Source organism: Kitasatospora sp. NPDC018058 (genome assembly GCF_044327205.1).
Lineage (GTDB): Bacteria > Actinomycetota > Actinomycetes > Streptomycetales > Streptomycetaceae > Kitasatospora.
On the sequence record NZ_JBIRFA010000003.1, the window covers coordinates 135,960 to 158,676 of the forward strand.

General features: G+C 75.1%; 22 protein-coding genes. 7 read left to right on the top strand and 15 right to left on the bottom strand.

The genetic code is table 11. The annotated features are described in order from the left end of the window. Window positions 1-50: 50 nt before the first annotated feature. The 13 genes from ACH4E7_RS05510 to ACH4E7_RS05570 form a co-directional block, all read right to left on the bottom strand. On the bottom strand, window positions 51-4,019 hold the full coding sequence (locus ACH4E7_RS05510; protein WP_396247681.1) for a LysM peptidoglycan-binding domain-containing protein: 3,969 nt from the start codon (window positions 4,017-4,019) through the stop codon (window positions 51-53). Next, complete coding sequence (locus ACH4E7_RS05515; RefSeq protein ID WP_396247682.1) at window positions 4,019-4,483, bottom strand: hypothetical protein; 465 nt, start codon at window positions 4,481-4,483, stop codon at window positions 4,019-4,021. Before ACH4E7_RS05515 ends, ACH4E7_RS05510 begins: the two co-directional genes overlap by 1 nt. A gap of 153 nt (window positions 4,484-4,636) precedes the next feature. Further along, window positions 4,637-5,086, bottom strand: coding sequence for a TadE/TadG family type IV pilus assembly protein (locus tag ACH4E7_RS05520; protein WP_396247683.1), 450 nt, complete (start codon window positions 5,084-5,086; stop codon window positions 4,637-4,639). Beyond that, a complete protein-coding gene (locus ACH4E7_RS05525; RefSeq protein ID WP_396247684.1) occupies window positions 5,083-5,469 on the bottom strand; it encodes a TadE/TadG family type IV pilus assembly protein in 387 nt (128 codons plus the stop codon). The genes ACH4E7_RS05520 and ACH4E7_RS05525 overlap by 4 nt, the downstream gene beginning before the upstream one ends. A gap of 35 nt (window positions 5,470-5,504) precedes the next feature. Then, on the bottom strand, window positions 5,505-5,798 hold the full coding sequence (locus tag ACH4E7_RS05530) for a hypothetical protein (RefSeq protein ID WP_355670631.1): 294 nt from the start codon (window positions 5,796-5,798) through the stop codon (window positions 5,505-5,507). Window positions 5,799-5,846: 48 nt separating this feature from the next. Then, the gene (locus ACH4E7_RS05535; RefSeq protein WP_396247685.1) at window positions 5,847-6,725 is read right to left on the bottom strand and encodes a hypothetical protein; all 879 of its coding nucleotides are present in this window, start codon (window positions 6,723-6,725) and stop codon (window positions 5,847-5,849) included. Further along, on the bottom strand, window positions 6,722-7,681 hold the full coding sequence (locus tag ACH4E7_RS05540) for a type II secretion system F family protein (RefSeq protein ID WP_396247888.1): 960 nt from the start codon (window positions 7,679-7,681) through the stop codon (window positions 6,722-6,724). Before ACH4E7_RS05540 ends, ACH4E7_RS05535 begins: the two co-directional genes overlap by 4 nt. Further along, window positions 7,681-9,327: a CpaF family protein gene (locus ACH4E7_RS05545; RefSeq protein ID WP_396247686.1), complete on the bottom strand. Its 1,647-nt coding sequence runs from the start codon at window positions 9,325-9,327 to the stop codon at window positions 7,681-7,683. Before ACH4E7_RS05545 ends, ACH4E7_RS05540 begins: the two co-directional genes overlap by 1 nt. Further along, window positions 9,317-10,615 carry a hypothetical protein gene (locus ACH4E7_RS05550; RefSeq protein ID WP_396247687.1) on the bottom strand — a complete coding sequence of 433 codons (1,299 nt, stop codon included), beginning with the start codon at window positions 10,613-10,615 and terminating at the stop codon, window positions 9,317-9,319. Before ACH4E7_RS05550 ends, ACH4E7_RS05545 begins: the two co-directional genes overlap by 11 nt. Beyond that, a complete protein-coding gene (locus ACH4E7_RS05555) occupies window positions 10,615-11,442 on the bottom strand; it encodes an SAF domain-containing protein (protein ID WP_396247688.1) in 828 nt (275 codons plus the stop codon). Before ACH4E7_RS05555 ends, ACH4E7_RS05550 begins: the two co-directional genes overlap by 1 nt. A 64-nt stretch (window positions 11,443-11,506) precedes the next feature. Continuing rightward, a complete protein-coding gene (locus ACH4E7_RS05560) occupies window positions 11,507-12,457 on the bottom strand; it encodes a hypothetical protein (RefSeq protein ID WP_396247689.1) in 951 nt (316 codons plus the stop codon). Next, window positions 12,451-13,014 carry a hypothetical protein gene (locus ACH4E7_RS05565; protein WP_396247690.1) on the bottom strand — a complete coding sequence of 188 codons (564 nt, stop codon included), beginning with the start codon at window positions 13,012-13,014 and terminating at the stop codon, window positions 12,451-12,453. Before ACH4E7_RS05565 ends, ACH4E7_RS05560 begins: the two co-directional genes overlap by 7 nt. A 197-nt stretch (window positions 13,015-13,211) precedes the next feature. Then, window positions 13,212-14,063 carry a hypothetical protein gene (locus tag ACH4E7_RS05570; protein WP_396247691.1) on the bottom strand — a complete coding sequence of 284 codons (852 nt, stop codon included), beginning with the start codon at window positions 14,061-14,063 and terminating at the stop codon, window positions 13,212-13,214. 141 nt (window positions 14,064-14,204) lie between these two features. Between ACH4E7_RS05570 and ACH4E7_RS05575 the strand changes: the two genes are divergently transcribed. From ACH4E7_RS05575 to ACH4E7_RS05585, 3 genes are all read left to right on the top strand, one after another. Continuing rightward, complete coding sequence (locus ACH4E7_RS05575) at window positions 14,205-14,663, top strand: pyridoxamine 5'-phosphate oxidase family protein (protein ID WP_396247692.1); 459 nt, start codon at window positions 14,205-14,207, stop codon at window positions 14,661-14,663. 132 nt (window positions 14,664-14,795) lie between these two features. Continuing rightward, complete coding sequence (locus ACH4E7_RS05580) at window positions 14,796-15,248, top strand: MaoC family dehydratase (RefSeq protein WP_396247693.1); 453 nt, start codon at window positions 14,796-14,798, stop codon at window positions 15,246-15,248. 321 nt (window positions 15,249-15,569) lie between these two features. Continuing rightward, window positions 15,570-16,745 (top strand): MBL fold metallo-hydrolase, encoded by a 1,176-nt coding sequence (locus tag ACH4E7_RS05585; RefSeq protein WP_396247889.1) that lies wholly within the window; start codon window positions 15,570-15,572, stop codon window positions 16,743-16,745. A 62-nt stretch (window positions 16,746-16,807) separates the two neighbouring features. Here ACH4E7_RS05585 and ACH4E7_RS05590 read toward each other — a convergent pair whose 3' ends face one another. After that, on the bottom strand, window positions 16,808-18,178 hold the full coding sequence (locus tag ACH4E7_RS05590) for a DUF6493 family protein (RefSeq protein ID WP_396247694.1): 1,371 nt from the start codon (window positions 18,176-18,178) through the stop codon (window positions 16,808-16,810). Between the two features lie 125 nt (window positions 18,179-18,303). Here ACH4E7_RS05590 and ACH4E7_RS05595 point away from each other — a divergent pair, with 125 nt between their 5' ends. Then, window positions 18,304-19,212 (top strand): acyl-CoA thioesterase, encoded by a 909-nt coding sequence (locus tag ACH4E7_RS05595; RefSeq protein ID WP_396247695.1) that lies wholly within the window; start codon window positions 18,304-18,306, stop codon window positions 19,210-19,212. A gap of 100 nt (window positions 19,213-19,312) precedes the next feature. Further along, window positions 19,313-19,963 (top strand): TetR/AcrR family transcriptional regulator, encoded by a 651-nt coding sequence (locus ACH4E7_RS05600; RefSeq protein WP_355670643.1) that lies wholly within the window; start codon window positions 19,313-19,315, stop codon window positions 19,961-19,963. Between the two features lie 12 nt (window positions 19,964-19,975). Here the strand turns inward: ACH4E7_RS05600 and ACH4E7_RS05605 are convergent, their stop codons facing one another. Continuing rightward, entirely contained in the window at window positions 19,976-21,217 is a 1,242-nt protein-coding gene (locus ACH4E7_RS05605) for a sulfite oxidase (RefSeq protein WP_396247696.1), read from the bottom strand. Between the two features lie 264 nt (window positions 21,218-21,481). Between ACH4E7_RS05605 and ACH4E7_RS05610 the strand changes: the two genes are divergently transcribed. Together ACH4E7_RS05610 and ACH4E7_RS05615 are read left to right on the top strand one after the other, a co-directional pair. Further along, the gene (locus ACH4E7_RS05610; RefSeq protein WP_396247697.1) at window positions 21,482-22,270 is read left to right on the top strand and encodes an alpha/beta fold hydrolase; all 789 of its coding nucleotides are present in this window, start codon (window positions 21,482-21,484) and stop codon (window positions 22,268-22,270) included. Between the two features lie 42 nt (window positions 22,271-22,312). Next, a complete protein-coding gene (locus ACH4E7_RS05615; protein WP_396247698.1) occupies window positions 22,313-22,684 on the top strand; it encodes a MerR family transcriptional regulator in 372 nt (123 codons plus the stop codon). Window positions 22,685-22,717: the final 33 nt, after the last annotated feature.

Consider the following 22,717-nt stretch of genomic DNA (forward strand, 5'->3'; position numbering starts at 1 on the left):
GGGGGCCGACATGCCGGCCCCCGCTCGAGCCCACCGCGTGGCCGACCGGCTCAGGAGCCGGCCAGCAGGTCGCGCAGCAGGGCTACCGTGTCGGCGTCCAGGTCGCGGCCGGTGCGGCGGCTCAGGGCGTCGAGGCGGTTGACGGCGCGCAGGAGTTGGTCCCGGGCGCCGGCCGAGGCGTAGGCGTAGAAGAGGTCCCGGTGCAGGAGTTCGACGTCCGGGGCGACGGCGAGGCCGCGGAAGACGGCGGCCTCGGCGCTGCGGTGGTCGCCGTACTGGAGCCGACGGGCGGCCAGTTCGTGGGCGGTGTCGACGATGGCGGCGATCATGTCCTGGCGTTCGGCCTCGGCCCAGCCGTAGGAGGCGGGCGGGGCCTCGGCGAACGGGGCGCCGCGAACCAGGGCCAGGGCGTGGGCGAGGGCCGCGTCGGCCGTGACGCTGGTGCTGCGCATGCCGCGCCGGTAGAGGCTGCGGAACTCGTCCCAGTCGCAGGTGACGGCCTGGACGAAGGCGTAGCCGTCGGCGGGCTCGGTGGGCAGGTAGGCGCGGCCCTCGGCGGAGGTCCCGAACCAGGCGGCCAGGTCGGCGAGTTTGGCCGGGAGCGGGCTCTTGGCGTCGGCGGCGGTGGGGTGCGGGTCGAGGTGGGCGGCGCCGGGGTGCAGGTCGTGGTCGAGGGCGTGGTGGTCGGAGCCGGGGCGCAGCGCGAGGTAGACGGCGAGCTCGGTGAGCCGGGGCAGCGCGCCGGGTTCGACGGCGCCGATGGTGCCGGCCACGTCGACCGGGCCGAGCAGCCGGATCCGGGGGGCGTTGCGCGGGGTGTGCGCCTCCGGGGAGCGCAGGATGGCGAGCAGGTCGTCGCTGTCGCTGCGGCCGGAGCTGGTCCGGGCGACCGGGGCGACCGCGGCCGGTCCGGGCTCGGCCTCCGTTTCCACCCGCTCCTCGGCTTCGGCCTGGTGCTCCGCGACCGAACCGGGCTCGGACTCGGGCTCGGGACCGGGCTCCGGCTCGGGACCGGGCTCCGGCCGGGACGGCACACGCGGGTCGGTGCCGGTGGGCGCGGGCGCGCTCTGGTGCGTCGGGGCGGGCTCGGCGGACGGCTGCGGCACCACGGGCTGGACGGGCAGGACGACCACCGGGGCGTCCGCCGGCACCGCTTGCGCCGCCTCGGCCGCGTCCACGGCCTCGTCCACAGCCGTGTCCAGGGCCGGGTCCGCCGCTGAGGCCGGTTCGCCCGGCAGCCGCAGGTCGCGGGTGGTCTCGTCGGCCTGCTCGGTCTCGGCGGCCGCGTGGCGCCCCTGCCCGTTGACGGCGAACCGCGCCGGGCCGGCCGGTGCCGGGACGGGGGCCGGGGCGGGGGCGGGGGCGGGCGTCACCGGGTCGGTGCCCGCGAACGGGCTCGCGCCGGTGCCGATGACCCGGGCCAGCAGCCGGGGCCCGGCGGCGGTGTCCGCGTCCGCCTCCGCCTCGGCCTCCTCGGCCGGAGCGCCCACCACGGCCAGCACCGGTACGGCGGGCGACAGTTCGACGGTGTCCGGGTCCCCGTCCGGATCCGGGTCGAGGCCGGGACCGTCCAGGGTCCAGGCGGGCGCCGGGTGCTGGGTGGTGTCGTCGGCGGCCCGGAGCAGTTCGGCGACCTGGTCGTACTGGTGGGCGTCGAGCCGCTGGAGCTCGACGGTCAGGTGCAGGCCGGGGATGGTGGCCTGGCCGGTGGCCGGCAGGGTCCAACGGGCGACCGGGCCGGTGCCGCGCTCTGGGGCGCGGGTGATGACGGCGACGCAGGTGCGCGGGCGCGCGTCCAGCAGGCGGCCCAGCTCGGCGGGGATGTCGCCGCCGGGCTGCTGGGCGCAGAGCACAATCTCCGGCACCCAGGACTCGTCCGCCTGGCCCCGGCTGCGGGCCTCCCGCGGGCTGGCGGCCTCGGCTGCGACCAGGGTGGCACGGGCCTTGGCGGTGCGCGGGCCGAGCGCGGCCAGCGCGGCCTCCAGGGTGGGGTGGCGGTGGACGCGCTCGGCGGCCGGGCCGCTGATCGGCACCTCCTCGGCGAGGTCCACCAGGTGCAGGTGGAGCCGGTCGGCCAGCGGGCTGTGGGCCAGTTCGACGGCGAGGGTGCGCAGCACGTCGCGGGCGTCGTCGGGGTGACCGGAGAGGTGGAGCAGCCGGACGGCCTCCAGGTCGGCGAGGACCACCGAGCCGTCGGGAGAGGTGCCCAGGGTGACCAGCGCCGGGTAGGGCGCGGCGGTCTTGCGGGCCTGGGCGGCGCCGAGCAGGTCGCCGGACTCCTCGCCGCACCACCAGACGTTGGCGGCGTGCGCGGCGCGGAACGGTGCGATCGGCGCGGCCGGGCCGGACAGGTGCAGCTCGATGGTGTGGCCGGGGGTGATCCGGGCCGCGACGATGGCCGGCAGGCGCTTGCCTCCGCGCACGGTGTTGCGGGCCAGGGTGCGCAGGGCGCGGTCCAGCAGTTCGAGCCCGGCCTGGTCCTGGCGAACCATCAGCTCGTTCTCGAAGGCGGCGGCCTCGGCGGCGGGCAGCGCGATGCGGTGCCGGGGGCGGCGGGCGCGCAGCTGGGTGCCGCGCTTGTAGGCGACGGTGCCGACCATCATGGCGGCGAGCAGGACGCCGACGGTGGAGGCAGCCAGGGCGACGGTGTAGTCACCGTCGGACGCCGAGTCGGCGTGCGCGGCGGGGGCGGGCGTGTGGGCGGGCGTCGACGCCGGGGCCGACTGCGGCGCGCCCGGCGCCGGGGCGGCCTGGGTCGGGGCGGCCTGGGTGGGCGCGGGGGCCGGCGCCTGGGTGGCCGGGGCCTGACCGGGGGCGGGCGCCGGCGTCTGTTCCGGGGCCGGGGCTGGGGCCGGGGCTGGGGCCGGGGCTGGGGCCGGAGCGGGCGTCTGGGCGGCCGGGGCAGCCGCCCCCGGCACCGTGAGCACCATCCCCGGCTCCAGCACGTCCGGGTCGGTCAGCCGCTCCCCGTCCGGCGCCCGCACCCCCTTGTTGGTGTCGAACAGCTTCGGCCAGGCCTCACCGTCCCCCAACTCCCGCTGGGCGATGGCCGACAGGCTGTCCCCGGCCTGGACGGTCACGGTCTTCTGCCCGCCCGCGCCCGGTTCCGTCCCGGTCTGCGGCGCCTGCGCCTGCCCGGAAGCGGGGGCGGGGGCCTGGGCCGGTGCCTGTGCGGGCGCCTTCGCCTCGTCCGGCTTGGCGTCCGCCGGCATCAGCAGCTCCCACCCGGGCTGGATCGGCCGGTCCGCGTCGAAGCGGACGCCCGAATCGTCCATCACCCGGCCGTCGTTGAGCTTGGCGATCTCCACCCACCGCTCACCCGAGCCCAGTTGGCGCTCCGCGATGGACCACAGGCTGTCCGCGGGCCGGCTGTCCCGGACGGTGTACGTGGGGTGCTGCTCCGCGGCCGGGCTCAGCGCGGGCGCGGACTGGGCGGCGGGCAGCGCCGCCCGCTGCACGCCGGGGGTCAACTGCGCCTGGGTGACCGGGTTGTGGGTCAGCTCGGGCACCGCGGCGAAGGCCGAGCCGGCCACCGGCAGCAGCGCGAGCACCGAGCCGACCAGCCCGGCGGCGAGCCGCTGGCTCCAGCCGAAGGCCGGGATCCGGCGGGCGATCCGGCCGCGCAGCTGGGCGGGGATCTCCAGCAGGACGGAGAGCGCGAAGCACGCCCAGGCCAGCCAGCCGACCACCACCAGCAGCCAGAGGAACAGCCGTCCGTCGTCCGGACCGGTGAGCGCCTCACCCACCCCGCCCGGGGCGACCTCGCCCATCGAGGCGACCGCGCGGGTGCCGTACAGCAACAGCGCGGGGATGCCGAACAGCAGGGCGAGCAGGGTGACCAGCGCGGCGAGCGCGGTGATCAGCGCGCCGCCGCGGCCGCGTCCGGCCCGGTGCGTGCTTCGACTCCGATCCCTCGCGGTCCGGCCCCTCGCGATTCGATCCCGGTCGTTCCCGGTTCCGGTCCGGCCACTACGGGCCGGGGCGGTTCGGGCCTGGTCCTTGGCACGTGGCGCGGCCATCAGTCGGTCTCCGCTTTCTCGACTCCGTGGACGAGGGTCGCACTGCCCTTGCCCGTTACCTTCCGCTCCCCGAGGGCACCCAGCAGGACCGGCCGGTAGTCGGCCTGCACGGTGATGGTGACGACCTTGCCGTCACCGGAGAACGCGACGTCGCCGGCCCGCAGCCCGTACAGCCCGAGGTAGGCGTCGGCGGCCCGCCGGACGTAGTCCTGCTTGACCTTGAAGCCCTTCCCCTGCAGCACGGCCGCCTGGTCGAGCTGCTGCCCGCCGACCCGCGCGGCCTCCTGGGCGTAGGCGTCGGTGCGCTCGGCGACCCGCAGTCGGCCGCCCGCGTCGATCACCAGGGCGACGACGAGCACCAGGTAGGCCGCGCAGATCGCCACGAAGAGGGCGACCGCGCCCCGGTCCGACCGGCGCGGACCCCGCCGCACGCCTCGGCGCCGCAGGCCGCTCAGCACTCGCACCCCCTCCCCCCAATCCGCACGATGTCTCCCCACCGGCCCCCATCGGGCGCCGCTCGGTGCCGTTGCGTCATCCCCCGAGCGCTCTCCGCTTGCGTCTCCCCCGCGCGGGCCGCCCCCAACCCCCCGATCGCCGCGCGCGGGGCCGCGCCGCCGTCATGTGCCTCGGTAACGGTCCACCACCGAGGTGAACTCCCCGACGAGGTGCTTCGTCACGGGCACACCGGACGGTCCGCCGAGCAGGTCGGCGAGTTCGACGTCGCAGATCACGGTGACCTTGACGGTCGCGACCGGACCGTCCGGCAGCGCCAACTCGCCCGTGGTCACCTTGACGTCGCCGTCGCGGCAGGAGACGCCCTGCTGGCGCAACGTGTCGAGGGCGGAGTCCTTGGCCGGCTTGTCCATCCCGTCCACGCTGCGTTGCAGCGAGGCGGTCCGGGCCCCGGCGCGGGCGGCGGCCTCGACCGTGCCGGCCGTGGTCTGCACCCGCCCGGCGGCGATCGCCACCAGGACCAGCCCGACCACGCCCGGCACGACGATCGCCGCCTCGATAGCGATCCCGCCCCGGTCCCGCCGGCGCGCCCTCCACCGGGGCCCCCGTCTCACGGCGCCACCGTCGGTGCCACCACCGGCGGCACGAAGCGCTCGCGCGGTGCCTCGGCGAACTGCCGGATGCCGGGTGCCGTGAGCCCGGGTATCAGCAGCGGGGGCGTCAACTCCACGGTGACCCGGATCGTCTTGTCCGTGCTTCCGTCGGTCCGCACCTCGTACGAGCCCACGCCCTGCCGGTCCAGGAACTCCCGAGCCTGCCGCTGGGCGGCCGCGTCCTTGTCCTTGTCCTCCAGGTTCCCCTGCAACCGCCCGGCGTCCACGCCCTCGCGCGCGGCGGTGAGCGCGACCTGCCGGTCGTACCACCACAGCGCGGCCTGGACGACGAGCAGCACGAGCAGCAGGACGACCGGGAAGACGATGGCGAGGCTGATGCTCATCGACCCCCGGTCGCCGCGGCGGCGAGGCAGGCGGATCACTTGGAGGCGCCACCCGCGCCGCCCGCGCCACCCGGCATGTTCGGGTCCTGCTCGACCTTGGTGACCACCTTGTCCTTCAGCAGGTACAGCGCGGTCGCCACGGCACCCGCGACGAACACCAAGGCGATGATGGCGAGGGCCAGTTCGATGCTGATGGCGCCGCGGTCGCCGCGCGCGCGGGCGGCCCGCAGCCGGCCCAGCCGGAGTGTGAACAACAGCAGGGCGAACTGCACGGGCAGCAGGACGGGCCGCAGCACCCGGCCGGCCAGCTGGGCGAGTCGTACGGTCATCGGGTTCTCCCGGGGTGTGGTGTGGTGTCAGCTGCTCGGGCGCAGGCATCAGTTGAGCATCTGGTGGAGCGCGGGAAAGACGATCAGGACGGTCATCAGCAGGGTCAGGGCGGCCCCGGGCGCGACCATCCGCTCGCTGTCGGCGTTGGCGCGGGCGAGGTCCTCGGCGAGCAGTTCGCCGCGCAGGCCCTTGGCACGGGCCCGCAGGGTGTCGTACACGGCGGCGCCGTCGGTGCCGGACAGCCGCATGATGTCGGCCACGTCCTGGAGCGGGCTGAGGCCCAACTCCTCGGCCAGCGCGTCGAGTCCGGCCCAGGGCGGGAGGCGGTCGGTGGCGGCGCGCTCCAGCGCGTCGCGGATCCGGCGGAACACCACGCCCTGTCCGACCGAGGCGGCGCGACGCAGCGCCTCGGCGGGGCCGCAGTCGGCGGCCCGCTCCATGGCGACGAGTTCCAGGTAGGCGGCGATGCCGTGCAGGTACTCGGTGCGTGCCTCCTTGGCCTCACCGCGCACGATCGCGTCCGGGACGAAGAACAGCAGCCCGGCCAGCAGTGGTCCGGCGACCAGCGGCAGGGCGAAGGGCAGACCGACGTCCATCAGCACGACCATCGCGCCGAGGTAGGCGGGCAGCACCAGGCCGAGCGCGGCGAACAGCAGCTTGTGCACCATGAACCGGGCCGGGGTACGGCCGATCAGGGAGAGTTCGCGGCGCGGGATGGAGACCCCGCGCAGAGTGAGCGAGCGCTCGCCGATCCGGTCGTACCAGCGCGGCCGCTCGTCCGGGTCCTGCGGCCGGTCCGCCGGGGCTCGGTGCAGCCGGTCCAGCGCCTGGCGCAAGTCCGGCGGCGCGGGACGCAGTTCGGCGATCAGCAGGGCGAGGCCGCCGGCCGCGGCCGCGCCCGCGAGCACGGACCAGGGGGAGATCACCGGGCCTCCCCGAGCTGCTCGACGGGCTCCTGCTCGGGGCCGGGAAGGCGGCGCCCGCCCTTGCCGCGCCGGTCCGGCGTGAGCAGCCGGGGCACCGGCGGGTGCGAGGCCAGCGCCCGCATCCAGGCGATGATCGCGACGAACAGGGCGGCGACCACGGCGAGCACGACCTGTCCGAGGAAGGTCCCGTAGGGGCGGGTGTACTCGGTGTTGAAGGAGCCGACCGTGACGACCAGCACGATGATGCCGACCAGCCAGCGGATGGTGGTGCGGTGCTTGGCCCGGTCGGCCTCGATGGCGCGGCGCTGGCGGACCTCCTCACGCACCGAGTCGGCCATGTCGGAGAGCGTCCGGGCCAGGCCCGGGCCGCTGTCCCCGGCCCGCAGCACGAGGGCCGCGAGCACCTTGTCGGCGGTGGCGTCGGCCAGGCTGTCGGCGAAGGCCCGCAGCGCCTCCTCGGGTCGCCAGCGGGCCTGCAACCGGGCGGCCAGCTCGCCGATCTCGTCCTCCAGGGCGGCGGGGGCGGTGCGGCGGCTGGTGACGATGGCCTGGTTGAGGCCGACGCCGAGCAGCAGCACGTCGGCGATCCGCTGGGTCCACTCGGACAGCGCCTCCAGACGCTCGATCCGGTGGGTGTCCGGGCGGGTGGTGTCGAACAGCCAGGGCAGGCCGAAGACGGCCAGCGGCACCAGCAGCGCGGTCAGCGGGATGCCCGTGAACAGCCAGGCCAGCGGCGCTCCGGCGAGCGCCAGGGGCAGCTGGATCCGGCGCAGCCGCACCATCCGCAGCGAGGCCGTGCCGGGGGCGCCGTACCAGAAGACGTGGGCGCGGCCGGCCAGCGGGTTGTCCCGGCGGCCCGGTTCGTCCTCGTCGGCGGGCTCGCTGCCGCGGGCCCAGGCCACCAGGGCGACCAGACCGCCCGCGACCGCCAGCCCGCACAGGGCGAACAGCAGCATCACCGCGCGCCACCGCCGATCCGCAGCTGCAGCGGGGTGGCCCAGCCCCCGTACCGGGAGCCGAGCAGCGAGGCGTCGAACCCGGCCCGGCGCAGGTCGTCCAGGCACTGCGGCGGGGTATGGGGGACGGCGCGCGGCTCGCCGAGGTCCGGCCGGGGGCCGAAGACGGTGTTCAGCGCGGGCCGGCCGCTCTCGCCGAGGCCGGTGACCTCCAGGACGTGCGAGACGAAGCGGTGCCGCCGGCCGCCGACGGCGGTCTCGTCGACCATGGTGACGTGCACGATGAGGTCCAGGGCGTTGGCGGTGAGCCGGTAGGCGAGGGCGTCCGTCATGTGCGAGCCGTACTCCAGGCAGAGTTCGGCGATGCGGTCGACCACCATGTGCGGGCCGCGGGCGTGCAGGGTGCACATCGAGCCGCCCTCACCGTTGGTCATGACCCGCAGCATCGGGACGACCTCGCCGGAGCGGACCTCGCCGACGATGATCCGGGAGAGGGTCATGCGCAGCGCCGCCGGGATGAGGTCGCCGATCGTCAACTCCCCGGCCAGACGGCCGTCGACGCGCTCGCCGTTGCCCTCGCGGGCCTCCATCGGGACGACCTGGCGCAGGTGGCCGAGGGTGTGCAGCCAGAGCTCGAACTCCGACTCCAGGGTGCCGATCCGCTCGTCCGGCGGGATCTCGGCGGCCATCGCGCGCAGCAGGCTGGTCTTGCCGACACCCTGGGTGCCGGTGATCATCACGTTCTTCCGGGCCCGGATCGCGGCGGCCAGGAATGCGGCCAAGGTTCCGTCCAGAGTGCCGAGTTCGACCATCTCGGGCAGCGTCGCCGAGGCCACCCGGTGGCGTCGGATCGCCACGTACGGGCGGGGCGTCACCTCGGTGAGCGCCTGCAGGCGCATGCCGCCCTCCAGGCGCAGGGCGAGCGTCGGGCTGGCGGTGGACAGACTGCGCTCGCCGCCGCCGTGCTGGCGGGCCAAGTCCTGGAGCAGCTCGATGAGTTCGGCGTCGCTGTCGGCCACCGGCGGGACCTGGCGCAGGGGTTGGTGCACCTTGGAGACCCAGACGTCGTCACAGCCGTTGATCAGGATGTTCTCGATCTCCGGGTCGTCCAGGTAGGGCTGGAGCCGGCCGGCCCGGAACAGCAGGTCGAAGACGGCCTCGGCGAGGGCGCGGTCCTGCTCCCGGGTGGGCGGGATGCCGTGGGTCTGGGCGTAGGCGTCGGACCAGCGGGCGACCGCCTCCTCGATCAGCGCGCGACCGCGCTGGCGGCGGGTGGCGCGGTCCGGCTCCGAGCCGGAGCCGACGGTCAACCGGCTGATCTGCTGGTGCAGTTCGGCCGCGACCTGACGCTTGAGTTCGCGCGCGACCTGCGGGTCGACGGCCGGGCGGGTGGCGGCGCCGCGCAGGTCCAGCGAGGGCAGCTGGGAGGGTACGGCGGTGGGCCCGGCCGCACCGCCGTGAGCGGGGGCGACGGGCTGGGGCGCGACCGGGCCGGGCTGGTACGCCTGCGCGGGCCGAGGCGGCGCGGCGGCGGGCGCGGGTGCCGGCGCGGGTGCCGGCGTGGGTGCCGACGTGGACGTGGGTGTCGACCAGGGCAGGGCGGCCGGGTCGGCCGTCGGGCGCTGGTGCAGGGGGCTACCGCGCACGGAGCACCTCCCCGGGGTTGTACGGGTACGGCCGACCGTCTCCCTGGCGCTCCGTCACCACCGGTTGCTGGAGCGGGTACTGCTCGTCCCCGTCGGCCGGTCTCGGTGCCTGGACGTGTGACCGGACATGCGCCGGGAACGGCGCCGGGGCGGCCGGCTGCGGCGCCAGCCCGGCCAGCGGCGCGACCGGTCCGGTGGTGATCAGGGGCGGGGCGTACGAGGGCCGCTCACCCTCGCCGGGGCCGTGGGCGGGTTCCGCGTAGGGCTGCGGTCCGAACGACGGCTGTCCGTGAAGCGGTTGTCCGTAGGGCGGTTGTCCGTACGGGGCCGGAGCGTCCATCGGCGGCAGCGGCGCCACCGGCCCCGGGGCGGGAACCGGCGCCGGGGCGGGCACCGGCCCCGGGGCGGGCACCGGCACGGTGGGCGCGGCGGGCACGGCGGGCACGGCGGGCGGGTTCGGCGCCGTGAGCTGGGCGGGCGCGGGCGTCGGCGCGGCGTTCGGGGCGAGCCGCTGGCGTCGGCGGCGGACCAGCAGCTGCAGCTCGTCGGCGACCGAACGGGCCGTGCGCATCAGCTCCGAGCGGATGAACCGCCGGTCGGTGGTGTCGCCGCCGTCGGAGAGCACCCGCGCGGTACGGGCGGCGTGCGGTAACACCCCGAGCACCGGCAGGCCGAACTCCCGGGACACCTCCGCCCCCGAGTACGGCCCCTCGGCGACCAGCAGCAGCCCGAGCGCGTCCGCCCCGGTCCCGCCGGCGGTCAGGTCCTCGGCGAGGGCGGCGAGCCGGGGGCGGGCCGCGCTCAGCCCGCGCAGCGTGGTGCGCACCGTCGCCGCCACCACGTCCGCGCGACGGGCCAGCACCGCGCTCGTCCCGGTGGCGCCGGAGCGGCCGAGGTCCAGGATGACGTCGTAGCCCTGCTGCTCGATGCCGTGCAGCAGGTCGACGAACGGCTCCCACGTGTAGGCGAGGCCGGGCGCCTGGGCCGGGTCGGTCAGGCCGGGCAGCAGCAGCCGCTCGGCGTTGCCCTCGGGAGAGAGGTCGATCAGCTGCTCCCAGATGGTCTGGGCGAGCAGCCCGCGCCGGTCGGCGACGGCGAGATTGCGCAGGCCGTACACCGCGTCGACCCGGCCTTCCAGGGCGCCCGCGAGCACCGCACCGCCGTCCGGGTCGGCCTCGACCAGCAGGATCCGCCGACCGGGTTGCAGCGGCCAGGCCAGCAGCAGCGCCAGCGCGGTCGTGGTCGCGCCCGGCGCGCCCGGACCGCCGACCACCGCGATCACCGCCATCAGGCGCCACCCGTCCCGGCCGGGGCGCCCGTTCCGGCCGGGGTGGCGGGCGTGGTGGCCGTGCCGGTGGGTGCCGCCGACGGGGAGGCCGGGGAACCGGCCCCGGCCCCGCCCGGGGCGGCGCGCGGCGCCAGCAGTACCTGGATCCGCCCGCTCGCCACCCACTGCGCCAGCCGGGGCCCGTCCGCCGCGCCGACCGCCACGTCGATCACCTGGCTGCCGTCGGTGTCCACCCGGCCGACCGTGATGACCGTCGCCGGCAGCGAGTCGGCCCGGCCGTTCTCGGGGGTGTCGACCACGACGATCTGCACCCCGGGCTGGAGCCGGCTGGCGGGCAACTGGGTTCGCTTGGCCGACACCCCGACCACGATCTGCCCCGGCTGCACCGACAAGCCCTGCGCCAGGTCCGAACCGGTCAGCATGGAACCGCGCTTGAGGTCGGTGGCGGCCCGCATGCCGACCGCCTTGGCCCGGTCCTGGGCCGACACCGGCCGCAGCGCCGGGTCGCCCGCGATCCGGGCCACCACCAGGTCGTCCTCGGTGATCACCTGCCCCCAGGGCACGTCCCGGGCCAGCGCCAGAACCGCGACCCGCTGCCCGGTGCTGTCGTAGAGGACGGCGCCGCCCAGCCCGCCGGCCGCGATCAGCGCGACCGCCATCGCCAGCACCGCCGGACGCCGCCGCCGGGCACGCATGGTCCGCCCGGGCGCGTGCGGCGCGGCACGGCCGCGGCCCCTGCCCTGCTCCTGCTGCTCCGGGGGCGCCACGGACACCGCGGCGCCGGCGGGTGTGCCGGATCCCGGCGTCGCGAATGTACGGTTCTCCACCGGGTTCCGCCCTTCCCTCGTTCGCTTCCGGATCGTCAGTGGTCGAATCGCCGTCGTGGCGCGGTCAGTTGAGGACCTGCACCTCGGCGACCTTGACCGCGAAGGGTTCGCTGTCCTGCTTGAGCCCGTCGATCGTGTAGGTCGCCGGCTTCGGCCCCGTGACGACCACGTCGGCCGCCCAGTGTGTCCGCACCGTGGCGCTGAAGACGCCGTTCTGCTTCGTGCCCGAGCCGACCTTGAACTCGTAGCCGCAGTCCGGGGACTTGGCGGCGCCGTACTTGGGGTCGTACGGCGTCCCGGCCGTCGCGCACTCCGCGGTTTGGCCGCCGCCGAAGTCCCAGGTGGTGCCGGTCAGTCGGACCGTGACGGTGACCGAGACACCCCCGGACTCGGCGTACCCCGGCTTGGGCGGCACCGAGTTCTCCGCCCAGAGCCAGACCGGCGCTTTGACCACCGCCGTCCCGCCGGGCGCGACCCGGCCCACCGGCGCGGGGAGTCTGACCTGGTCGAAGGCCTCCTGCTTGAGCTCCGCCAGGGTCTTCTGGCGCTGCCCGTCGGGCCCGTTGGGCACGAACTCGATCTGGGCGCCGTCCTGGCCCCCGTTCGTCTGCGGGCAGACCTTCGAGTAGAGCGAGCCCTCCGAGGCCTTGTGCCCCTTCCACGCGTCGTCGCTCTCGGGCAGTTGCTTGTCCAGCGGACGGAAGTAGCAGCCCTGGTCGCTGTTGAACCAACCCCACTGCGGGTCGTGGCACGCCCACTGCACGTCGTGGTAGCTGCACAGCTCCGGGCCCGGGTCCACCGCACCGCCGCCGCCCCCACCGGGATTCGAGGCTCCGGGCGCGGGGGTCGTTCCGCCGGAATCGGCGTGGGCGCAGATCACGCTCGGGAAACACTGTTCGGCCCCGCCGCTCGGCGGTTCGTCCGCCGTCGCCGTCACCGCCGAGGACAGCAGCAGCCCGGCGGACAACGACGCGACGACCGCGAACCGCTTGGCCGGTTTCCGCGCGTTCAGCATGTCCGGTCCACCTCCCGTGTGAACTCGTAGATCAGCCAATGTGCTTGGAACCTGCGCAGGGACGCGGTCGCGACGTACCGGTTCAAGCGCTGCCCGGGATCCTTTGCGGCCCCGGTGACGGCGTCGACACGATGCCAGCCCGAGAGATCGACGCAGTCCTCGATCACGGCGGTCTGCGGATCGGCTTTCAGATCAATCGCCTTCACCACCGCCGAATTGCGCGGCGTTCCGGTCATCACCACTTTGGCCTCGTGGAGTTGACGGAGGCTGACGAGGGTGTCGGACAGAGCGCGGCCGGAGGAGTACTGCTGCAGCGTGAAACCGTCCGAATCCGTGCGCCCGAATACCTCGGACTGGGCCTGCCACCAGTCCTGATACTCACTCAGGGCGAGCCGCGCCATGGCGCCTTCCGGGCCGTCGGTCGGCGCGATCGTGGCGTTTACCGAACCACCCGAAGGAGTTAACGGGTTCACTCCCGCAACCGTGGGCGCGGCCGAACCGAGACGATCGACGGAACCGCCGGCACCACCGCTCGCACAAGCGCCGAGCAGCAACACCAGGACCGCCCCACCAACCCCAACCGCCCCAGGGCGCAACACATTTCCGCGCTGCCGCATCGCCCCACCTCGTCGCGACCGAGCCGATCCGTGATCCACGGCCGCCAGAAGATTTACTTCGTCCCGCCGGTGTTTCCGTTGGGGATCGATTCTTCGCCAACCCACCCCATCACGGCAACACCTCAGGCCCCCTGACCTTACGTGGAAGGCGGTTCCGTCGGGGCACTTTCCCGCCACAGAACGGCCAACAGTTCTTCGGAAAGCGACAATCCGGCCAATGCGCCCCGAACCGCGGCCCGATTGCGCATCAACAGGCGCCCGCCGTGCGGCGGAACGAGCAGGCGCGCGCCCGGCGCACCCGAACTACCGGCCGACTCTCCCCCGTCCAGCAACCCGGCGACGGCGGGCTGGAGGTCCAGCGGGGCGACGGCCGCGGGGGCACCCGGGACGCCGTGGCGCAGGACGGTGGTGAGTGCCCGACTGAACGAGCCCTCGCCGCCCGGCAGTACGGCGTCCCGGCCGCGTCTGCCCGGGGTGAAGCGACCGATCCGGCCCCACAGCGGGACCCGGGGGTAGCTGAGCAGTTCGCCCGCGCTGTCCTCGCCGCCGCGCTCCAGCGCCGTCCAGGTGTCGCGGTCGGCCACCGCGTCGACCAGCAGCAGCGCCTCCTCCTGGTCGCCGTGCACCATCGCGCTGACCACCCAGTCCCAGGCCAGGCCGCGCCGGTAGGCGTTGTCGGGGGTGCTGCCGCCGGCGACCAGGGCGAGCCGGCGACCGCGGGGGTCGGCGACCAGCTGGCCGACCAGGCAGACCACCAGCCAGCGGCCGGGGTGCTGGGCGGCGCCCCGGACGGCGGTGAGCATCGCGTTGGCGTCCGCGTCCGGCGCCGTACGGGTGACGCGACAGCCGGCCGCGCCGGTGTCGAAGCACATCCCGGGCAGCACCTCGGCCAGCAGCCGGGCGCCGTCCGGCGCGAGCGCCGAACCCCCGTACGCCCGGTCCGGCCCGCCGTCCGCCCCGATCACCACCAGATCGACCCCGCCGGCCATCCGTCCGCCCCCTCCTCCACCATTCCTCCACCCGCCGGGCAGGCTACCGCTCCGGGCGGCCGCCGACGGGGCTCCCGGCCCGTCCACTCAGGGACCATGGGCCCTATCGACGCGCGTACCGACCGGAGGACGATCGGACGCATGGAGCGTGAGGACCGTGTGGAGACCCTGAGCGAGGCCGAGTGCCTGCGGCTGCTCAGCACCGTGCCCGTCGGGCGCGTGGTGTACACCGAGCACGCGCTGCCGGCCGTCCTGCCGGTCTCCTTCGAGGTCCTTGACGGGCGGCTGGTGCTCGCCGTGCGCCGGGGAAGTGCCACCGCGCGCGGGCTTGACGGCACCGTGGTGGCCTTCCAGGCCGATCTGCTGGACCCGGTCTCCCGCACCGGCTGGAGCGTGCTGGTGCACGGGCGGGCGGACGCGGTGAGAGACCCCGACCAGGTGCGGCGGGTGCTGCGCTCCGGGCTGCGGCCGTGGGTGGGGGATCCGGAGCCGTTGTTCATCGCGCTGGTGCCGGAGCTGGTCAGCGGGCGGCGGCTGTTCCCGACCGGCCAGGGCTCGCCGGGACCTGGCCCGCTGGGGCACACGGCGCTGCGGCCCTGACGCGCTGCGGCCCGCCGCCCGCCGCACTGAGCTTCCCTTTTCCCCGTCCGCTCCTGACAGATACCGAGGGGTAGGCATACGCTTCCGGCGTCCTGGCCCCTCGCCGGGCCCGTCCCCTTCCAGGAGCGCACCGTGACGACCTTCGCCTCCCTCGCCGAGCTGACCGCCGCCGTTGGCACCGAGCTGGGCACCAGCGAGTGGCACACCATCGACCAGCGGCAGATCGACCTGTTCGCCGAGGCGACCGGGGACCACCAGTGGATCCACGTGGACCCGGAGCGGGCGAAGGAGAGCCGGTTCGGCTCGACCATCGCGCACGGCTATCTGACCCAGTCGATGATCCCGGTGCTGGCCATGGAGTGCTACAGCGTCGAGGGCGTGCGGATGGCGCTGAACTACGGCTCGGACAAGGTGCGTTTCCCGGCCCCGGTGCCGGTGGGCACGGCGATCCGGGCCACCGCCGAGCTGGTCTCGGCCACCGAGGTGCCGGGCGGGGTCCAGGCGGTGGTCCGGTTCACCATCACGAGCGAGCAGAGCGCCAAGCCGCACTGCGTCGCGGAGGCGATCACCCGCTTCTACGCGTAGCGCCGACCGGGACGCGTAGCGCCGATTTCCACGCGCAGCGCGGATCCGGGTTCCGGCCCGCGCCGGGTACGCCGATTGGACCGTGCCGGACTCCCCACCGGGTCCGGACGGCCCACGGCGAGTAGTCTCCGACGAGATGGTTGTCGTGCCACCGTGGGCCCATCTGCCCCAAGGGTGCGCGCCCGGGCATGCCCGGTAGCCGTGACCGTCCCTGGAGGAGCCGTGCCCCGCCCCGCCCCGTGGTTCTCCCGTCTCGCCGGTCTGGCCTCACAGCTCGTCCCGCCGCCCGCAGGACCGGCCGCCGACCGCGCCGTCCCCGGACTGGCCGGACTCCCCCGCGCGGCCTGGCACCGGGTCCGGGCCGACGCCTTCGGGGCCGACCCCCGGGGCGAGCGGCTGGCCCGGATCCGCCGCTCGCCCCAGTTCGTCGACGGCGCCTTCCGCAACCCGGTGCCGACCCGTCGCCTGGTGTACGAGCGGAGCCCGCTGGAGATCACCCGCGCCCAGCTGGGCGGGGACAAGACCCGCCGCTCGCCGGCCGGCGCCGTGCCGGTGCACCGACTGCTGCCGGTCGACCTGGCCACGCCGCCGGAGTCCGGGCTGCGGCTCACCTGGCTCGGGCACGCCACCGTGCTCGCCGAGATCGGCGGCCGGCGCGTGCTGATCGACCCGGTCTGGGGCGAGCGCTGCTCCCCGTTCGCCTGGACCGGGCCCAAGCGGCTGCACCCGGTGCCGCTGCCGCTGTCCGAACTCGGGCCGGTGGACGTGGTGGTGGTCTCGCACGACCACTACGACCACCTGGACATGGCCACCGTGCGGGCCCTGATCGGCGGCGACGCGGTGTTCGCCGTACCGCTCGGGGTCGGGGCGCACCTGGAGCACTGGGGGGTGCCGGTCGGACGGATCGTCGAACTGGACTGGTGGGAGTCCGCCGAGGTCGCCGGGCTGACCCTGACCGCCACCCCCGCCCGGCACTACTGCAGCCGCGGGCCGCGCACCAGCACGCTGTTCCTGTGGTCGTCCTGGGTGGTCGCGGGCGGCGGGCACCGGATCTTCCACAGCGGGGACACCGGGTACTTCCCCGGCTTCGCGGAGATCGGGCGTCGGCTCGGACCGTTCGACGCGACGATGATGCAGGTCGGCGCGTACAGCGCGTTCTGGCCCGAGGTGCACATGACCCCCGAAGAGGGCGTCCGGGCACACCTGGACCTGGGCGGCGAACTGCTGCTGCCGATCCACTGGTGCACCTTCAACCTGGCGGCCCACCCGTGGGAGGAGCCCGCCGAGCGCGTCGTCACCGCCGCCCAGGCGCTCGGCGCCCGCCTCGCGGCCCCCCGCCCCGGCAAGCCCTTCGAGCCCGTCGACCCGCCGGCGCTGCGGCTCTGGTGGCGCGCGGTGACGGCCATGCCGCGCGGCATCGAGCCACTGGTCGCCGAGACGGCGGTGCGCGAACAGGTAACAGATTTCAGCGAACAGATTTCGAAATCCGTTCGCTGAAATCTGTTCGCTGAAACCTGTTCGCTGAACGCTGTCATCTGCACGCTGTCATCTGGAAGTCGTCAGCCGTGAGCCCCCACCCGGCCCCGCCGCCCGCTCACCCCGCGAGCACGTCCCGCGGCGCCCGGGCCTCCTTCACCACCCGACCCGACCCACACCGTCCCGCCGGCACCGGTCTCCGCCGCCAGGCCGAGCGCCGCCACCAGCCGGGTCGGCGTGACCGTGCCGCGCGCCATCAGCTCACCCAGCTCCCGCCCGAGCAACGCGCCGTCCAGGTCCCCGCGCGCGGCCAGCACCAGCAACGCGTCGACGGCGCCGGTCCGGTCCTCGGCGTGCCGGGCGCCCAGGCCGTACGCCACCGCCAGGTGCAGCGCGAGCCCGGCCGGGCCGCCGGACTCGGCGAGCAGCAGGAGGTACCGCCCAGCCCCGCGCTCGTCCCGGTCCGCGCCCATGGCGAAGTGATCGAGCCAGCGCGCGGCCAGCTCCTCCCGGTGCCGGGGCAGCATCGCGATCCAGTGCGGGATCGGCCGCCAGGCCCAGTCGTGCACCTTGCGGGCCCGGGACACGCTGGGCTCGGTGCCGTCCAGCAGCCCCTGGAACTCGGGGGCGAGCCGCTCGCCGTCCGGCCCCTCCGGCCCGGCGCCGATGCCCGGCTGGGCGACGGCGATCCGCTGGACGTCCTCCCACCACCGGTCCATGTAGACGTGCCCGCGCTTCGAGCCACGCCCGGGCGCGAACACGCCGGGCACCGGCCGGGTGGTGGGCCGCAGCGCCCGCCCGGCCGGGACGACCCAGCCCACGGTGCCGCGTCCGCCGCGCGGCAGCGAGCGCAGGAAGCGCACCGCCTCGACGGCGGGCAGTTCGGCGCGCAGGCCGAAGCCGGCGGCGACCACCTGGGTCTCGGCGAAGCCGCGCAGCCGGCGCTCCGGCAGCGGCACCTTCTTCTCCACCAGCGGCCCGTCGAAGCCGGTGACCTCCAGCGCGTCCGGCCCGACCGCGAGGTGCAGCGGGTCCGCCGGGCCGATCCTGGTCAGCGCCTCGCGGAGCGGGTTGTTGACGTCCACGTTGGTGGTGCCGTGGCCGATCTCGTCACCGTCCAGCCCGGCCTGGAGCACGTCGAGCCGGGCGTAGACGCCGCAGCAGCCGGAGAAGGACTCGAAGCGCAGCCGGTCCCCGTTGGCGGTGACCACCGGATCGAGCGAGGCCCGCAGCCGGGGCTGGTAGTAGCGGGCGGCGGCGACGTCCGCGACGGCGAGCAGCGCGGCCGCGGCCGGGGCCGGATCGGCCAGGAAGCCCGCGAAGAAGCGCGGGTTGGCCGCCGCCCCGAGCGGGGTGGCGCCGCCGGAGGTGGCCAGGTCGAAGCTTCGGCCGTCAGTGCCGTCCAGGATGGCCGACGGGCGCAGATAGGCGTACGCATGTGCGGATTGCGTCATGCGGAGCACGCTAGGTGACCGGTCTGACAGCCCCTCGGGCCGACATCGAAATGAAACGCGTTCTACACCCGTGAGTGTTACCCAGGACACACCACCGTACGGTTGGCTTCTGCCACTATGGGCCGGTGACCGACCTGACCGAACAGCAGATCCCGGCCGCGCAGGCGCCCCGCCCGGCCGCTCCGTTCGCCGAGTTGCTGGAGATCGAGCAGCTGGACGAGAACACGTTCCGGGGCTACTGCCACGCCGGGGCCCCGATGCGCGCCTTCGGCGGCCATGTCGCCGCCCAGGCCCTCGCCGCCGCCGGACGCACCTGCGAGGCCCTGCGCGCGGTGCACTCGCTGCACAGCTACTTCCTGCTGCCCGGCAACCCCACCCGGCCGATCACCTACGAGGTCGAACGGCTGCGCGAGGGCGTCACCTACGCCACCCGCCGGGTCCGGGCGGTGCAGGACGGGAACGAGATCTTCAGCCTCACCGCCTCCTTCAAGCGCCCGGAGCCGACCGACGAGCGCCACCGCGAGATGCCGCCGGTGCCCGCCCCGGACTCCCTGCCCGACGCCTTCTCGCACTGGGACGAGGAGCTGCAGGCCGCGATCAGGAACTCCGACGGCTTCCGCGACCTCGAACTGCGCTTCGTCCCGGCGGACGCCCCGGGCGTGCCGCCGGCCGTCCCCGGGATGCCGCAGCAGTTCGTCTGGCTGCGCATCGCCACCCCGTTCCCGGCCGGCGACCCACTGCTGCACACCTGCGCGCTCACCTACCTGTCCGACCTGACGCTGGCCTCCACCGCCGGACTGCACGAGCAGCCGAACTTCTTCCAGCGCACCGAGCCGCCCCGGCTGCTGATGGCCTCGCTGGACCACGCGATGTGGTTCCACCGCCCGTTCCGGGCCGACGAATGGCTGCTGTTCGCCCAGCGCAGCCCGTCCGCCTCGGACGGCCGGGGCCTGTCGCTCGGCGAGTTCTACGACCGGGACGGCCGACTGGTGGCCTCGGCCGTCCAGGAGGCGCTGATCCGCAGGCTGCCGTAGCCGACGGACGGCCCCGGTCACCCCGGTGGCCGCCGGGCGAACGGAAGGGGGCCGGTCGGCGTCATACTCCTGAGCGGCCCCGGCCCGTATCATGGTGCGGGTGACCAAGGTTGACCTGTCACCACGGCCGGTGGAGGCGATGTCTCCGCGTCAGCTCGAACGCCGCGAAAGCCTGATCGCGGCCGCGCTCGCCCTGGTGAACGAGATCGGCGTCGAGCGGCTGCAGATGAAGCAGGTCTGCGAGCGGTCCGGAGTCGCCCTGGGGACGGCGTACCGCTACTTCTCCTCCAAGGACCACCTCCTGGCGGCGGCGATCGCCGAGTGGCACCGCCTGTTGCTGGCCGACCTGGTGGCCGAGCTGCGCGGACCGCGCGCCGGGCTGGGGGCCACCGACCGGGCGGTGCGGTACGTCCGGGGCGGGATGCGGGCCTACCAGCGCCAGCCCGAGCTGGCCCGGCTTCGGGTGGCCGTCGCCGCCTCCACCGATCCCTTCGCCAGCGAAGCCCTGCAGGGGATGGCCCGGGCCGACAGCGCCGCCCTGCAGGCGGTGACGGCCGAGGTGCCGGCGGCGGCGAGCGACCTGGTGCGGCACATCGTCGCGCACGCCTGGCAGGGGGAGCTGACCGCCTGGGTGACCGGCCGCACCACCCTCGGGGACGCCCGGCGGCGGCTGGAGGACGTGGTGCGGCTGGTGCTGACTCCGTACGAGACCCACTACCCGGCCCCGTACGAGGTCCAGTCCACCGGCTGAGCCCCGGCCTCGTCAGACCACCGCCACCGGGTGCACCACCACGGCGCCGAACAGGTAGCCCTCCCGGTTGAACGGCGCCCGCTCCGGCTGGGTGCCACCGAGGCGGTCCGTCGCGCGGGCGCGCAGCTCGTACGGGCCGGGCCGCTCGGGGCACCAGTCGATGCTCCAGCGCGTCCAGTTGTCGGCGAGCGGCTCCTCGCACAGCGCGGCGGGCCGCCAGCTCCGGCCGCCGTCGGTGCTCACCTCGACCCGGCTCACCGGGGCGGTGCCGGACCACGAGCGTCCGTGCAGCCGGTGGTCTCGCCCGGCCTCCAGCACCGCGCCCGCGGCCAGCTCGAAGGCGGACTTCACCACCTGGGTGCTGAGCGGGGCGCCGCCGCCGGGCGGGTAGTCCGGGCCGAACATCCGGTAGAAGTCGGTGTTCCACGGCGAGCGGAGCGGGTGGTCGGCCACCTCGATGCCACCGACCCACTTGATCGAGGCGATGCCCACCCAGCCGGGCACCACCAGCCGGGCCGGCGCGCCGTGGTCGGGGGTCAGCGGCTCGTCGTTCATCTCGTACGCGAGCAGCACGTCCTCCAGCGCCTTGGCGACCGGCAGCGGGCGGCGCACCGGGCCGTAGTTGACGCCGCCGACCACGTAGTCCGGATCCAGGCCGACCGGCAGCAGGTCCACCGCGCCGTCGGTCAACCCGGCCGCCCGCAGCACCTCGGCCAGCCGGACCCCGCGCCAGCTCGCCGAGCCGATGCCGCCGAGCGTCCACGGGGTGCCGGGCACGGACTGGTGCTGCTGGCTGCGGTAGTAGCTGCGGCCGTTGCCGGCGCACTCGATCACCGCGTCGATCCGGGTGGCCGGCAGGGTCCGCAGGTCCGCCAGGCCGAACTCGACCGCCTGCTCGGCCGTCGGGGCGCCGCGCAAGCCGCTGCCGAACAGCCGCAGCCGCCAGCGGTCCGGGTCGATCAGCGGGGTGCCGGTGTGGTTGCGGACGAAGAACCGTTCCGTCGGCACATGACGGCCGATCGTGGCCTTGCCGTCGGCGTCACGCAGAGCCTCCCAACGCATCTCGGCATTGGTGTCGTGCGGGACGAACCACTCGGCAGGAAGCGGTTTGACGATTCCGGACACGGGCCAGGTCACCTCCTCGGCGGCCACCCGGCCCGGGGCGAACACCGGCGCGGCCAACGCGGGCACAGTGAGCACCCCGGCGGCGGAGCGCAGCGGCATCCGGACGGCACTGTCCGAATGGCACTCCATGTCTCAGCGTAGGGGCTCCGGCGCTTCCCGTAACCAGGGCCGTCGGCCGGGGTTCCCGCGCGATCTCCGGCTTGACCTTCTCACCGGTGAGAACACCTAGCGTTCCCGCTGTCGGAGCAGTCCCGCGTGAACCCGCGTGAACCCGCGAAATCCCGCCTGTCCGGCCCGTCCACGTCCGTCCACGTCCGTCCACGTCCGTCCGCGCCCGTCCGCGCCCGTCCGCGCCACCCGCCCATCCCCGCTCGCCCCGCCGAGGAGGCCCTCATGCCGTCCACCCCCACCCCGTTCGCCCCGTTCACCCCGCTCGCCCGGATCGTCCAGGGCTCCGGCCCCGGCCTGCTGCTCGCCCACGGCGCCGCCGGCAGCGCCCGGGACAACTGGGGCCCGCTGCTGCCCGACCTCGCCGCGCACCGCACCGTCGTCGCCCCCGACTACCCGGGCTCCGGTGACAGCCCGTACGAGCCCGGCGAGCCCACCCTCGACGAGCTCGCCGAGCGGCTGGTCGCCGCCGCCGACGAGGAGGGCCTGTCCACCTTCGACCTGGCCGGCTTCTCGCTGGGCGCCGCCGTCGCGGTCCGGATCGCCACCCGCCACCCCGAGCGGGTCCGCTCGCTGCTGCTGCTCGCGGGCGTGGCCGGCGGCTCGGCGCGGCTGAGCATGCTCTCGGAGCTGATGGTCACCCTCGAGGACCGGCCGGCCGCCCTCGCCCGGCTGATGCTCACCGTCGTCCTCGGCCACAGCTGGGTGGACGCGCTGCCCGCCGAGCAGCTCGCCGCGTTGGAGGAGGCGCTCAAGTCCCCGCTGCCGAAGGGCTTCCCACAGCAGTTCCGGCTCGCCGCCCAGGTCGACGTGCGCGAGGAGCTGGCCGCGATCACCGTCCCCACGACGGTCGTCGGCACAGCCGAGGACATGCTCGTCCAACCGTCCCAGCACCGCCTGCTGGCCGAGCGCATCCCCGGCGCCCGCTTCGTCGAACTCCCTTGCGGTCACCTGCCGATGGTCGAGGCACTGCCCCGACTCCGCGACGTGCTGCTGGAGTTCGTGAAGGCCTGAGCCGACCGGGAACACCCCGATCACGGACCGCGTTGCCCGATCATGCGCATCGGAGAACTCGCCCGCCTGACCGGGGTGTCCACCCGCCTGCTCCGCTACTACGAGGAACAGGGCCTGCTCCAGCCCGCCCGCACCGCGGCCGGCTACCGGGAGTACGGCGAGGAGGACACCGTGCGGGTCTGGCAGATCCGCAGCCTGCTCGCGGCCGGCCTGCCCACCCGGGTCATCGCCGAACTGCTGCCCTGCGCCACCGGCCCGGTCCCCGTCCTGGAGGCCTGCCCGGACCTGGTCGCGACCCTGCGCGGCGAACTCGCCGACCTGGACGCCCGGATCGACGACCTCACCCGCAGCCGCCGGGCACTCTCCCGCTACCTCGCCGCCGCGCACCGGCCGAGCGAGGAACGCGCGGCCTGACCGTCCGTCCCCTGCCGGCCCGACGGAACGAAA

What these genes read in the sequence shown, in the direction of transcription:
- ACH4E7_RS05590 (WP_396247694.1), bottom strand. Translation starts at nt 18,178, where the DNA reads ATGACGCAATCCGCACATGCGTACGCCTATCTGCGCCCGTCGGCCATC.
- ACH4E7_RS05530 (WP_355670631.1), bottom strand. Translation starts at nt 5,798, where the DNA reads ATGACCGTACGACTCGCCCAGCTGGCCGGCCGGGTGCTGCGGCCCGTC.
- ACH4E7_RS05605 (WP_396247696.1), bottom strand. Translation starts at nt 21,217, where the DNA reads ATGGAGTGCCATTCGGACAGTGCCGTCCGGATGCCGCTGCGCTCCGCC.
- ACH4E7_RS05610 (WP_396247697.1), top strand. Translation starts at nt 21,482, where the DNA reads ATGCCGTCCACCCCCACCCCGTTCGCCCCGTTCACCCCGCTCGCCCGG.
- ACH4E7_RS05550 (WP_396247687.1), bottom strand. Translation starts at nt 10,615, where the DNA reads ATGGCGGTGATCGCGGTGGTCGGCGGTCCGGGCGCGCCGGGCGCGACC.
- ACH4E7_RS05575 (WP_396247692.1), top strand. Translation starts at nt 14,205, where the DNA reads ATGGAGCGTGAGGACCGTGTGGAGACCCTGAGCGAGGCCGAGTGCCTG.
- ACH4E7_RS05525 (WP_396247684.1), bottom strand. Translation starts at nt 5,469, where the DNA reads ATGAGCATCAGCCTCGCCATCGTCTTCCCGGTCGTCCTGCTGCTCGTG.
- ACH4E7_RS05570 (WP_396247691.1), bottom strand. Translation starts at nt 14,063, where the DNA reads ATGGCCGGCGGGGTCGATCTGGTGGTGATCGGGGCGGACGGCGGGCCG.
- ACH4E7_RS05510 (WP_396247681.1), bottom strand. Translation starts at nt 4,019, where the DNA reads ATGGCCGCGCCACGTGCCAAGGACCAGGCCCGAACCGCCCCGGCCCGT.
- ACH4E7_RS05540 (WP_396247888.1), bottom strand. Translation starts at nt 7,681, where the DNA reads ATGCTGCTGTTCGCCCTGTGCGGGCTGGCGGTCGCGGGCGGTCTGGTC.
- ACH4E7_RS05615 (WP_396247698.1), top strand. Translation starts at nt 22,313, where the DNA reads ATGCGCATCGGAGAACTCGCCCGCCTGACCGGGGTGTCCACCCGCCTG.
- ACH4E7_RS05560 (WP_396247689.1), bottom strand. Translation starts at nt 12,457, where the DNA reads ATGCTGAACGCGCGGAAACCGGCCAAGCGGTTCGCGGTCGTCGCGTCG.